Here is a 12321-nt window from a genome sequence, read left to right as displayed (position 1 = left end):
CATCCGGGCGGTCTCGCGGATGGATGTTCTGTTGCCTGCGATTATAGGGCAACGCGCGCGGCGGCGGATGCGCTACCCACATTCTGCAAAGGAGGATTTAAGGATGATTTTAAAGAAATGGTGTTTGCTATTGTTGGATTGGATGCTCGGCAGCTAGATTCGCAAGCAGAACGGGAACTAAAAGATAGGAAAGGAAAGCTGAAAACCAGGCGAAAAGAGCTTGCCAAATTGGTTCGAGATTTAAGAGAGAGTGGAACTTCGCTTGCAGCGATAAGTCCTACCGCAGACCGCGAAGAAACCAGTAGATTCGTAGAACAATTGGATAAGTTAAAAAACGATATCTCTGAAAGACAGAAACTAAGAAACCATGCATACGTGCGTATGAAGAAGAACGAGCAACTTCGCAGAGAACTAGGGTCATTGAACAGAGAGCTAAAAACCGGTTCGATAGTTTGTCTCGATTGTGGGTCAAAAGCGATTGGCTATTCAATGCCAGAATCAAACGTTGCTTTTGATATAACAACACAAGATATGAGGCAAGAAATATTGCGAACGATAGATTACAAGATTGATGACTATGTGGGGGAAGTCGAGAGGCTTGAGAAAGAGATACGTGAACTACAGATACGCTTTAATGCGCTTGCGGAAACTAGAGAAATAAGTCTGATAGATATAATTTCCGTAAAAGACGACTATGGAAATCTTGAGGAAATGGATCGTGAACTGACAGCGATTATTGATGAAATAGAAGACATTGACAAGAAATTAGAGTTCTCAAAAAACGTAGATGCGGAGCTGCGAAAAGACAGAAACGATTTCATGCGGAAAGTCCTCATTTCCATGAACCATCTTAGGGAAGTTGTGAATGATGGGATAGAAACCGAAGACTATGATGATCTATTCACTACGAACAACAAGCCATATACTGGAAGTGAGGCAACGGAATTCTATCTTGCAAGGGTTTATTCGTTAGCTAAGCATGTTAAACATCAGCTTCCCATAGTGATTGACTCATTCAGGGCTGAAGAACTGTCAACGCGCAGAGAAGACCTTGCATTGCCTTTGTACGAAGAGCTTCAAAACCAAGTGATTTTGTCAGCCACTTTGAAAGGGCAAGAAGCCGGAAAATACGATGAAAGAACCGACGTGCACAGCATAGATTTTTCTGGCTATGCGGTAAATCACCTTCTTTCCGAAGATTATGTTGAGCAATTTATGAGAAAGCTGGAATCATTTAACGTAAAACTCAACGTCAAATAGCTACAATACTTTTGCAGGATGGGCGCTCGGATGGATCAATGGAAGCGGAGCACTCCAGGGCGTTCGCAAGCAGGCACTGTGATGCGTCTGAAGAATGCAATAGCTTCGAGGCGTGATGTGGTAAGCGAAATGACGCGCTGCCCAAGGAGTGTAAAAGTATCAATCGCAAATCGGACTAGTGGGACTGTTGAATGCTGCTGTTGGCACCTGGTATGGTGTACGCCATCGAATGATCGGCGCGAGAAAGAGGTGGTCGTGTGGAATTCACATCGGCTAGTGCCAACAAGTACCTGCGGAGGTTGCAGGATGAGAAAGATCGGCTCCTGCGGACCGAGCAGGAGGTGAGCACCTACGTGCTCGCGGAAGGGGAGGCGGCCGAGCCTCCCGCCTACGACTACGGGGCCGTGCGCGAGAAGGTCGCGCAGATCGACGGGCAGGCGCGGGCCATTCGTCACGCCTTGCACCGATTCAACATGAAGACGGTTCTGCCCGAGCGGGGCATCACCATCGATGAGGCCCTCATCCTGCTCGCGCAGCTGTCGGGGCGCAAGGAGCGCCTGAACGGGCTCGCCTCGCGGCAGCCCCAGGAGCGACTGGGCAACCGGTACTTCGGCAGCAGCAACGGGCCCATCGAGTACCGGTATGCGAACTACGACGTCGCCCAGGCAGAGGCGGACTACCGCGCCGTCGCGGACGAGATCGCTGCGCTGCAGCTTGAGCTGGACCTGGTCAACCAGACGGAGGTCTTCTCGGTCGAGCTGTAGGGGCTCGCTTACTTTCCGGATCTGTGGCTTTTCCCCGCAAAGGATACTTTGGAACGTTGCGGTTTCGCGTTGGAGTTGTCGGGTAGTTCGTTGTCGGCAGTGCCGTGCGGTTTGAGCGTTGGCATCTTGCTGGAAGATCTGGCTTCCACCCATTCCGCCGCAGATCGAAAGCTTCAGGCGCCTCCCCGCGAGGCCGCCCGCGATGCCGAAGCACGGTCATAGGCATCACCTTGTTAAGTGTCTAGTTGACATATTCGCAGGGTGAAATCGGGGAAACCCGGGCTCTGGTATTCGGGATATTCGGGGTATCCCAAAAAATAAAGCGCCGGAGGCAGGTGATGACTCACCATTCGGGCGCTTTGCGTTTTGAATGTTACACCAAACTCACTTGATGTCAATGACCTGCGCCTTACGATTCACGAACAACAGACGCTTGAGATTCTTGATGCGTCCGGCCGCGCACGCTTGAAGTTCGCGCTCGATAGCATGGTCGGGTATTCCCTTCATCCTGCGGGAATCGAGAATAACGCAATTGGATTGGTCGAGCGCTTTGCGAAGGTTCTTCTCAATGGCCTTTAGGTTCGATGCTTTTGGCGCTTTCATCTCCCAGACGATGCCGTCGATTATCGCATCGGCTGATGTTGTGCGCTGCTCCTCGCTTCGCCGAATGAATTCTACGGTGCGGCCGGCTGCCGCAAGCGCTTCTGCCGTTTTCATCTCGTGTGGCCATACGTTGGCTCCCGACTGAATGATTATCTGCCTCGTTTTGAATTCATGGGGCAATTGTGGCCGTACAACATTAGCTTGCAAACCCTCGATCCTTCTGTAGACGTTGCGGTTTCGCGTTGGGGTTGTCGGGTAGTCCGTTGTCGGCAGTGCCGTGCGGTTTGAGCGCTGGCGTCTTGCCGGGAGTCCCGGCTTCCACCCATTCCGCTGCAGATCGAAAGCTTCGGGCGCCTTCCCGCGAGGCCGCCCGCGATGCCGAAGCACGGTCATAGGCATCATTTCTGCGAAGGCTTAGCAGAAACGGGAATACTGTCGCCAGACCATGCTAATGAGTTGATGCCTGCGCTTCTTGTCCGGCAGGTTCAGATCCTGTCATCGGGGGCGATATTGTCGTTCAACGTGCGTAGCTTGCTCAGCGAGATCTGATACTGGCCGTTCTTTGGAGGTCTCTTGTTTTTGACTAGCTCCCAGACAATATTGCCGGGGCCATTGAACACTTCTTTGAACGAGCCGTTTTCGTCGATTTTCAGGACGAGCAGGTACGCGGGCTCTGAGCTGAGCCCGATAGAGCGTCTTTGGGTTACCTTAATTTGAACGTCCCGCTTGCGCTCATCCGTAGTGGTGCCGTCGTGGCGCTCGGACGATGATTTCGCTAGTTCGATGCCATAGCGCTCAGCCGCGTAAACTTCACCGATGCTTCCGAGGAGGTGCCCGTCGAGCGTGAAGCGACGATCATGCTTGTTGTAATCGCGTTCGAGCTGGTTGACGATGGCGTACAGCTCGCGGATAGTTTCGCTCAGCTTCTCGTCTTCGGGCATTTGTTCTCCTGCAAGTTTCGTGGTTATCGTTTGCGCTCCGTCTAATGGCCAATCGTCCGACCAGCGAAGTCGATGCTTGCAATGCTGTCTATACTGAACAGGCCAAGTATAGAGGAAGGATAGCAATGGATGACGGTATTCGGCCGATCGATGAAAACGGCGCCAGCGAATTGGTTTTCGAACGCGTGGAGCTAGGGGAAGAGCGGGATTTGGAGGAGCGACCGCTTAAGAGCAAAGTGATCAATGCGGGCGTTTTGGTGGTGGCCGCTTTGATCTCCCTTCTGCTGCTGGCCAACATCGCCTCATCGCCATCGACGTATTCGGGCATGTACGAGACGCTGGATGAAAAGAAGCTCAACGTTATGGGGCTGGCGGCTACTACCACGGCAGCTTCGGCTGCCATTTCTGTGCTCCCCGATGATACTGGCTCCGCAATTGCTAACAAGCTTGCCGATTTCGCTTCTTATTTCGTGGTTATCCTTTCGGTGATCTACCTCGAGAAGTTCCTTTTGACGACCTTTGGGTTCCTGGCGTTCGGGATACTGATACCGATGGCATGCGTGCTTTTTGCCATAGCCGTTTTCTTGAGACGAGGCACTTTGACAAAAGTGAACCTTCAGCGACTGGGCACGAAGCTCACGGCGTTCGGTTTGGCGCTGGCGCTGGTGGTGCCAGCGAGTGTTTGGCTCACGGACAACATCGACAAGACCTTCGATGAATCCATCGCCGCTTCTAATGCGGCAGCGCAACAAGCGACTCAGGAACTCGAAGAAAGCGTCCAAGAGGACACGCAAGAGGATAAAGGCCTCCTGGAGGGAATCGCTGACGCGATGCAAGATGGGTTCACCGCGATAACGCAGGGCGTTCAAGACGCGTTGGACAATCTGGGGCAACAGCTGAACAACATGATAGACACGGTGGCCGTGATGGTTGTGACCTCCTGCCTTATACCGCTTATTGTGCTGATGGTTTTCTTGCAGGTTGTCAAAATCATCACTGGCCTCGATTTCGGTGGCGTTTCCGCCGTCATGGGCGCTGCCCGCACTAGGGGACGTCGCATCTCTTCCTCGGTGAGGAAGCAGGTACAGCAGAGGTAGCTTTGCGTTTGGCGCGACGCTTCACTGCCGCTTCACTGCGTCTACCCATTCCGCCGCAGATCGAAAGCTTCGGGCGCCCCCCCCGCGAGGCCGCCCGCGATGCCGAAGCACGGTCATGGGCATCACCTATTTCGATGCGCTGAGCTGTGGGGGCGCATCGGTCGCTATCGGTCGTTATCGGTCGCTATCGGTCGCTATCGGTCGCTATCGGTCGCTATCGGTCGCTAGCAGCCGTTCAGTGTTCTTGCTGTACCTTCGCGGATCGAGTGCTTCGGTTACCGGTTCTTCCCGGTATCCGGCGGAGCACCCGTGGTATTCTTTCGATTATGGGCGAGGTCATCATTGGGTACATAGGTACTTTCAGCGAGAGCTTCAACGTGGCGGTTCTGGTGTGGCCGCTGCTGTCGCTGTTGCTGAGCGTGCCCGTGCTGGTGGCGCTGTACCGGCGCGACGGATGGCTGCCGCTGACCACCGTGTTCGCCGTGTACGCGAGCATTCTCTATGCGGCCGGTCTGGTGTGCTTCACCCTGTACCCGCTGCCCACGGGCGACGCGGGCCCGGGCATCACCTACGGCGTTCCGCCTATCTTGGATCCGCTCAACTTCGTCCGCGACATCGCCGAAGGCGGCGTTCGCGCGGTATTCCAGCTGCTGTTCAACATCGTGCTGTTCGTGCCGCTCGGCTTCATTGCGCGAACTCTTCTGAAGCTGAAGCTGCCGCTTATGTTGGCGCTGTCCTTCGCCGCGACCTGCCTTATAGAAACAGCGCAGTTCACGGGGCTGTCCGGAGCGTATCCCTTCGCGTACCGAACGTTCGATGTGGACGACCTCATCTGCAACACGCTCGGCAGCCTGATCGGCTGGGGCTTGGCCCATTTGGCCGTGAGGCTGACTCAGCGCGAGGCCGAGGTGCAGCCGCCGGCTACCCACAACCCCGGCTTCGTCCGACGCGCGGTGGCGCTGTGGACCGACGTCATGATCATCGATCTGTGCGCGGTGGTGCCGCGTCTGATGGTGGCGGCTGGTTTGAGGCTGATGACGGGCGACGCCTTCGACGAAGCTCTTCTGGCCTTGGTTAATGGCGAGATGTGGATAGCCTGCTACCTCGTTGCGTTCGCGGTGGTGGAATTGGTTGTCCCCTGGATGCGCGATGGCAGCACGCCGGCGGGTCTGTTCTATCGCATGTCGTGCGAGACGCGAAAGAGGGCCGGCGCGGCGCGGGTCGTCTTTTACGCGGAACGGGCGGTCGTGCTGTTGCTCGTGGTGGCGCATCCGCTGTGCGCGGGGCTGCCCCTGGCCGTGTTCTACTTCTTCGCTCGCGAGATGCCCTACGACCGCGTTCCCAAGGGGTGGGCCGAGAGGGTCGGCGATGGGGAAGAGGCGTCAGAGATACCGGAAGCCTCTCGGGCGTAACGCGGACGCCCTCCCGGCAAGGGCGCCCGCAATGGCTAGACGTGTTTACCGATTCTGCTTCTTTGACGCAGCCCGTCGTTCCGCTTCCGCCGCCGCTATTCTGCGGGCGGTGCGCAGTAGGTCGTAGTCGTGCTTGCTGCGGGAGGGGAGGGCGGCGGCGCGCACGGCTTCTCGGCATACGCCCATGAACGCGTCGGCCGCCTCGCAGAAGCACGCACGGGCGAACTCGCCGGTGCCGTGGGCGCACTTGAGGCCGTCGGCGTAGAGTGCCCACGACTGGGGCTCGCGTTCGTCGCCTTCGCAAACTAGCTGGAGCACGTGCGGCTTGCCGTCGTCGGACAGCTCGGCTTCCAAGCGTTCCGCGCTGTAGCGTATCTGGTGGCCCAAGTTGGATTTTCCCATGGCAGAAATGTAGCCCGTGGGCTCGTCGAGGAGGTGCATCCTCGGCCGCTCGACGCTCAAGTTAAGGAATTCGCGCGAATCGCGCACAGAGACGTTGTCCATGGCAGGACTCCTTTCATCGATGTTGGCGGGACCACCGTGCCGCGCGGCCGGTTGGTGCCGGGATCGTCGAGCCAACTCTCTACCCCGACTCTGGATAAAATGCGCCAGCGCCTTCGCTGACGAAAATGCAGTCTAGCAGCAGAAGGGCCAACCACGCAAGAGGGAAGGTTGGTCGTTAGCAATTCCCAACGTAGACGTGCTTTAGGTAGTGCCTCGCTATGTCGGCTAGGCGATGGACGGTTTCGGGTGGGGTGGCGGGGCGGTCGGTCAGGCGGTGGCAGGGAAAGAAGCGGGTCAGGTGGTAGGGGATCGACGGATCCAGCGAGGCGAGCCATTGGGCGGCCTCGGCGATTTCCTGATCGCTGTCGTTCACGCCGGGGATGACGAGCGTCGTCACTTCCAGGTGGCAGGTGGGTGTGGCGGCCAGCACTTCTATGGTGTGCTTTACGGTGTCCAAGTCGCCGCCGACAAGGTCGTAGAAGCTCTGGGTGAAGCCCTTCAGGTCGATATTGGCGGCGTCGATGAGCGGGGTCACCTCGTGCAGCGGGCCGTCGTTCACGTAGCCGTTGGATACCAGCACGTTGGCCAGGCCGCGCTCGAGGGCGAGGCGTGCGGTGTCACGAACGAACTCGAGGCCCACGAGCGGCTCGTTGTAGGTGAAGGCGAGCCCGAAGTTGCCCTCGGGCGCAAGCGATGCGGCCAATTCCACCAACTCGGCCGGTGCGATTTCGCGCCAGGGCACGTCGCGCTCGCCGGCGCAGGCGATGGAGGCGTTCTGGCAGAACGGGCAGCGCAGGTTGCAGCCGTAGGAACCTACGGAGAGAACCTTGCTTCCAGGGCGAAAGCGGGCCAGCGGCTTCTTCTCGATGGGATCGAGCGCCAGCGACGTGATGCGTCCGTAGTTGGCGTCCACCACCTGGCCGCCCTCGGCGACGCGCGCACGGCAGAGCCCCGTCTGCCCCTCGGCCAGCGCGCAGGCGTGCGGGCAGATCGGGCACACAGCGCGGTCTGCGCTAAGGCCGCGGGACTCTTCCCTTGAAAAATTCTGCGCTGCGACTCTGCCTTCGGTATCTTCCACGGCGCCTCTTTTCTCGTCTGCTTCGGCTGTCTCGTTGCCATAGTAGCGCAAGGGCGGTCCGCTGGCTTTGGCGGCTCGCATGCGCCGCCAATCCGATACCGACGTCCCCGATTTCCCGCGGCGTGGGGGCGCAGAAGTTCGCCCGGAGCTAAGCCGGCCCGGTTGCGCGCCATTGCCAAGGGAGATCGGGCGCGCGGGCCGGACGGGGCGCACCGTCGCATTCCATTACTGCTAGAATCATCGATGCTGGCTGGCCATATTGCGTAGAAAGAGGGAAACCATGGATCGTTTGAAGGACAAAGTCGCCATCGTCACCGGTTCCACCAGCGGCATCGGCACGGGCATCGCGAAGATGTTCGGGGCCGAGGGCGCGCGCGTGGTGGTCTGCGGCCGCAATGAGGAGCGCGGCGCGGCCGTCGTGGACGCCATCGCCGAGGCGGGCGGCACCGCCTGGTTCCACAAGCTGGACATTACCCAGCCTGAAACGGTGGACGCCCTGTTCGCCGACACTAAGGCGCACTGGGGCTCCATCGACGTGCTGGTGAACAACGCCGCTGGCATGGCGCTGAAGGACGGCCGCGTGGACGAGATCTCCCTGGAGGACTGGGACGCCGTGTTCGCGAGCGACGTGCGCTCCACGTTCTACTGCACCAAGACCGTGCTGCCCTTCATGCAGGAGCAGGGCGCGGGTTCCATCATCAACATCGGCTCCATGGCCTCTTGCGGCGGCGACTTGGGCTCGACGGCCTACGCCTGCGCCAAGGCCGGCGTCGACATGCTGACCCAGTACACGGCGCTGCAGTACGGCAAGCAAAACATCCGCTGCAACTGCGTGCGTCCCGGCCTCATCGTCACGCCGCAGAATGAGGCGAAGGTGCCCCAGGCGCTGAAGGACATCTTCCTGGACAACATCGAGGTGGCCCGTTACGGCACGCCCGAGGACATCGCCGCCATGTGCGTCTATCTGGCCTCCGACGAGAGCTCGTACTTTACCGGCCAGGTGGTAACAGTGGACGGCGGCCTGAACTCCCACGTCTCCACCGTGGCCCAGTTCCGCGCCATGGCTTCCCGCACCTGGTAGCAGAGCGAGCGAGCGGCAGCAGAGCTGCTGAGCGCATCCGGCGCCCGACGGCCTCGCACCATATGCGGGGCCGTTTTTCATGCGCCGAAGGGCGACTTTCTGCCGAACGCGGGTTTTGCATTGATGGGTGTTTTGGTCGGCGATAGAATGCGGCCTCGTGTCTTTTCACCCGCGACGATCGAAGGAGCCGAGTTTTCCCGCCATGCAGCAGCGCGACAAGTTAAAGCCGATCCTTTTCAGCATCATCAAGCATTCCAGCAAAGAGGAGCTGAAGGAGCAGATTCCCAAGGACATTGTGGCGGGCATCGTGGTGGCCGTGGTGGCGCTGCCGTTGTCCATCGCGCTGGGCATCGCCTCGGGAGTGTCGCCGGAACAGGGCCTCTACACCGCCATCGTCGCCGGGTTCCTCATCGCGTTCCTCGGCGGCAGCCGGGTGCAGATCTCCGGTCCCACGGCGGCCTTCGCCACCATCGTTGCCGGCATCGTGGCCACCGATGGTATTGAAGGCCTCGTCGCCGCCACCATCATCGCGGGCATCCTGCTCATCTTCATGGGCCTGTTCAAGCTGGGCGCCCTCATCCGCTTCGTGCCCTTCACTATCACGACCGGGTTCACCGCGGGCATCGCCGTCACGCTGACCATCGGCCAGCTGAAGGACTTCTTCGGCCTTTCCTACCCGCCGGGCACCGCGACGGTGGAAACGACGGAGAAGCTGGCCGCCCTTGCGGGCAACTTCTCCACGGTGAACGGGCAGGCGTGCCTGGTGGGCGTCGTTTGCCTGGCGGTGCTGTTCCTCTGGCCGCGTGTGACCGAGCGCGTGCCCAGCTCGCTTATGGCCCTGCTCGCGGGCATCGCGCTGGTGAGCGGTCTCGGCCTTGACGTCAGCACCATCGGCGACCTCTACGTCATCGACAGCGCCCTGCCCACCTTCCATATGCCCCACTTCAGCTTGGAGCTGTTCCGCGACCAGTTCGCCAACGGCGTCACCATCGCCATTCTGGCCGCCATCGAGTCGCTGCTGTCCTGCGTGGTGGCCGACTCTATGATCAGCGGGCACCATCGCGCCAACATGGAACTGGTGGCCCAGGGCGTCGGCAACATCGCCTCGGTGCTCTTCGGCGGCATTCCCGCCACCGGCGCCATCGCGCGCACCGCCGCCAACGTGAAGGCTGGCGGCCGCACGCCCATCGCCGGCATGGTGCACGCGCTCGTGCTCATCGCCGTGCTCGCGTTCCTCATGCCCTATGCGGCGCTCATTCCCATGCCCACCATCGCCGCCATTCTGCTGTACGTCGCCTACGGCATGTCGGGCTGGCGCAACTTCGCGCACCTGTGCTGCACGGCGTCGAAGGGGGCTGTGGCCACGCTTGTGCTCACCTTCGCGCTGACCATCGTGTTCGATCTGGTGGTGGCCATCGGCGTGGGCATGCTCATCACCGTGGTGCTGTTCATGAAGATGGTGAGCGAGGAGACTGAGGTCAAGGGATGGAAGTACTACTGCGACGAGAACTCCGAGGTCACGCATTTGCGCGAGCTGCCGAAGAGCGTGCGCGTGTACGAGATCAACGGGCCGATGTTCTTCGGCATGACCGAGCGCATCGCCGACATCTCGGTGAAGGACTTCACGCGTTACCTGATCATCCGCATGCGCGGCGTGCCCTCGCTGGACGCGACGGGCATGAACGCGCTGGAGAACCTCTACGACTACTGCAGCGCGAACGGGGTGAGCCTCATCTTCTCCCACGTGAACGAGCAGCCGATGAAGACCATGCGCCGCGCTGGATTCGTCGATCTGGTGGGGGAGGAGCACTTCCGAAGCTGCATTGACGACGCCATCGCCCATGCCCGCGAGCTGCTGGTGGCGGAGGAAGACACTGAAAACCTGATGAAAACTCGCGGCTGACCTCCGCTGCAGGGAGGACATGGTTTAGCATGAGCGCACATATTTTTTCTAGCGGCTCCAAGAGAGAGGCTTCCCATGAAGTTCATCGTCACCGAAGATTACGAGGCCATGTCGCGCACTGCCGCGCGCGTGATAAGCGGCTATGTTTCCTCGCACCCCGATTGCGTGCTGGGTCTGGCCACCGGCTCGACCCCTATCGGCCTGTACCGCTGCCTGGTTGAGGACTACGAGGCCGGCGCGCTGTCCTTCAAGGACGTGACCAGCTTCAACTTGGACGAGTACCGAGGCCTTGATCCGCAGCACGACCAGAGCTACCGTTACTTCATGGAGCACAACCTGTTCTCCCATGTCGATATCGATCCGGCTCGCACCCATGTGCCGGACGGCGCCTGCCCCGACGCCGCTGCCGCGTGTGCTGCTTACGAGCAGAGCATCGCCGAGGCCGGCGGTTTGGGCCTGCAGCTTCTGGGCCTGGGCCACAACGGCCACATCGGCTTCAACGAGCCCGCGCCTGAGTTCCCCAAGGAAACGCACTGCGTCGAGCTGACGGAGAGCACTATCAACGCCAACTCCCGCCTGTTCGATTCCATTGACGACGTGCCCCGCGAGGCCTACACCATGGGCATCGGCACCATCATGGCGGCCAAGGAGATCCTCGTGGTCGCCAACGGCTCCGACAAGGCCGATATCGTTCGCCGCGCCTTCTTCGGGCCGGTCACGCCCGAGGTGCCCGCCTCCATCCTGCAGTTCCATCCGAACGTTACCGTTGTGGTGGATAAGGAAGCAGGCGCCCTCTGCCAGTAGTGCCGGATCCCAGCTCTCGGCTGATAGGATCGCCCCGCTCTTGCACGTTGCCGTTTTGTCGCGCTGCAAGATGCGGGGCGTTTTGCGTTGGCCGTCGCGTAGCGCGCGTCGGGCCCTGCGCGGCAAGGCGATCGCAGCAGATTGGATGGTCGCGGCTGGCGGGGGGCTTGTTGTGTTCTCGCCTATAGCCCGTTCGGGTGATGTGGCGGCCGGGCGCGGGCCGCTAAGATATCCCTACGCTGGTGCACGCTGCGCCTTTGGGACGGCGAGCTATCGAAATGACGGCCCATCGGGTCGGTGGATGAAACGGGAGATACAATGACGATCAAGCGCTATCTGTATGCGGGGTTGGGACTGCTGTTCTTGGGGCTAGGGGGCATAGGCGTCATCATTCCCATTATCCCTACAACGCCGTTTCTGCTGCTGACCTCGTTTTTCTTCCTGCGCAGCTCCGAGCGTCTGAACACGTGGTTCGAGGGAACCCGCATGTACAAGCGCTTCATTGCCAACTTCATGGAAACGCGCTCGCTCACACTGCGGGCCAAAATCCTGTGCGCGGCCCCCGGCGTGACCGCCATGCCGATGCTCGCGCTGGTGGTGCCGCAGTGGTGGCTGAAGGCCATCCTCATCGGACTGACCGTGTTCGAGATCTGGTACTTCATCGCCCGCATCGAAACGGTCTCGGTGGAAGAGGCCCGCGCCCGCGGCAAGGCCCGCGTCGCCGAGGGCTCTCGCGACAAGGCTCGTCTCTCCGAGGTCGCTTCCAACCGGGAGAGCGTGCGCGCCGAGGGCCTTTCCCTGGCGACCGAGGAGTAAGGGCCTCACGAGGATCGCGTTTGTGATGGACGATCTGAGCGTGCATTCCAACGGCACG

The 12321-nt window shown here is 59.9% G+C and carries 12 protein-coding genes; 8 read left to right on the top strand and 4 right to left on the bottom strand.

The annotated features are described in order from the left end of the window. Window positions 1-1260: hypothetical protein (locus tag ACW4LP_RS11525; RefSeq protein WP_455803837.1), on the top strand; the 1260-nt coding region annotated here is incomplete at its 5' end. A 257-nt stretch (window positions 1261-1517) separates the two neighbouring features. Further along, window positions 1518-2024, top strand: coding sequence for a hypothetical protein (locus ACW4LP_RS11520; protein WP_161128379.1), 507 nt, complete (start codon window positions 1518-1520; stop codon window positions 2022-2024). A gap of 384 nt (window positions 2025-2408) precedes the next feature. On the opposite strand, the gene ACW4LP_RS11515 is transcribed toward ACW4LP_RS11520, so the two are convergent. Together ACW4LP_RS11515 and ACW4LP_RS11510 are read right to left on the bottom strand one after the other, a co-directional pair. Further along, complete coding sequence (locus ACW4LP_RS11515) at window positions 2409-2834, bottom strand: CdiA C-terminal domain-containing protein (protein ID WP_157012859.1); 426 nt, start codon at window positions 2832-2834, stop codon at window positions 2409-2411. A gap of 278 nt (window positions 2835-3112) precedes the next feature. Beyond that, window positions 3113-3568 (bottom strand): DUF6998 domain-containing protein, encoded by a 456-nt coding sequence (locus ACW4LP_RS11510; RefSeq protein ID WP_157012862.1) that lies wholly within the window; start codon window positions 3566-3568, stop codon window positions 3113-3115. 125 nt (window positions 3569-3693) lie between these two features. Here ACW4LP_RS11510 and ACW4LP_RS11505 point away from each other — a divergent pair, with 125 nt between their 5' ends. After that, window positions 3694-4665 (top strand): hypothetical protein, encoded by a 972-nt coding sequence (locus ACW4LP_RS11505; RefSeq protein ID WP_157012863.1) that lies wholly within the window; start codon window positions 3694-3696, stop codon window positions 4663-4665. Window positions 4666-4991: 326 nt separating this feature from the next. Next, a complete protein-coding gene (locus ACW4LP_RS11500; RefSeq protein WP_157012864.1) occupies window positions 4992-6077 on the top strand; it encodes a VanZ family protein in 1086 nt (361 codons plus the stop codon). A 45-nt stretch (window positions 6078-6122) separates the two neighbouring features. Here the strand turns inward: ACW4LP_RS11500 and ACW4LP_RS11495 are convergent, their stop codons facing one another. Continuing rightward, entirely contained in the window at window positions 6123-6581 is a 459-nt protein-coding gene (locus tag ACW4LP_RS11495) for a hypothetical protein (RefSeq protein ID WP_302012357.1), read from the bottom strand. Window positions 6582-6756: 175 nt separating this feature from the next. Beyond that, the gene (gene amrS, locus ACW4LP_RS11490) at window positions 6757-7659 is read right to left on the bottom strand and encodes an AmmeMemoRadiSam system radical SAM enzyme (RefSeq protein ID WP_455803836.1); all 903 of its coding nucleotides are present in this window, start codon (window positions 7657-7659) and stop codon (window positions 6757-6759) included. Window positions 7660-7939: 280 nt separating this feature from the next. On the opposite strand from amrS, the gene ACW4LP_RS11485 reads away from it, so the two are divergent. From ACW4LP_RS11485 to ACW4LP_RS11470, 4 genes are all read left to right on the top strand, one after another. Then, window positions 7940-8740: an SDR family NAD(P)-dependent oxidoreductase gene (locus tag ACW4LP_RS11485; protein ID WP_455803835.1), complete on the top strand. Its 801-nt coding sequence runs from the start codon at window positions 7940-7942 to the stop codon at window positions 8738-8740. A gap of 157 nt (window positions 8741-8897) precedes the next feature. After that, window positions 8898-10643: a SulP family inorganic anion transporter gene (locus tag ACW4LP_RS11480; protein WP_455803834.1), complete on the top strand. Its 1746-nt coding sequence runs from the start codon at window positions 8898-8900 to the stop codon at window positions 10641-10643. Between the two features lie 75 nt (window positions 10644-10718). Continuing rightward, a complete protein-coding gene (gene nagB, locus ACW4LP_RS11475; RefSeq protein WP_022740593.1) occupies window positions 10719-11447 on the top strand; it encodes a glucosamine-6-phosphate deaminase in 729 nt (242 codons plus the stop codon). Between the two features lie 318 nt (window positions 11448-11765). Then, window positions 11766-12263, top strand: coding sequence for a DUF454 family protein (locus tag ACW4LP_RS11470; protein WP_455803833.1), 498 nt, complete (start codon window positions 11766-11768; stop codon window positions 12261-12263). Window positions 12264-12321 lie beyond the last annotated feature (58 nt).

This window comes from Adlercreutzia sp. CNCM I-6215, from assembly GCF_977072315.1.
The sequence above is the reverse complement of the archived record's forward strand: the minus strand, read 5'-3'. Positions and strand labels throughout refer to the sequence as shown.

Excerpts from the sequence above, each read along its gene's own strand:
- nagB (WP_022740593.1), top strand. The coding sequence starts at position 10,719 with ATGAAGTTCATCGTCACCGAAGATTACGAGGCCATGTCGCGCACTGCC.
- ACW4LP_RS11500 (WP_157012864.1), top strand. The coding sequence starts at position 4,992 with ATGGGCGAGGTCATCATTGGGTACATAGGTACTTTCAGCGAGAGCTTC.
- ACW4LP_RS11485 (WP_455803835.1), top strand. The coding sequence starts at position 7,940 with ATGGATCGTTTGAAGGACAAAGTCGCCATCGTCACCGGTTCCACCAGC.
- ACW4LP_RS11510 (WP_157012862.1), bottom strand. The coding sequence starts at position 3,568 with ATGCCCGAAGACGAGAAGCTGAGCGAAACTATCCGCGAGCTGTACGCC.
- ACW4LP_RS11495 (WP_302012357.1), bottom strand. The coding sequence starts at position 6,581 with ATGGACAACGTCTCTGTGCGCGATTCGCGCGAATTCCTTAACTTGAGC.
- ACW4LP_RS11505 (WP_157012863.1), top strand. The coding sequence starts at position 3,694 with ATGGATGACGGTATTCGGCCGATCGATGAAAACGGCGCCAGCGAATTG.
- ACW4LP_RS11470 (WP_455803833.1), top strand. The coding sequence starts at position 11,766 with ATGACGATCAAGCGCTATCTGTATGCGGGGTTGGGACTGCTGTTCTTG.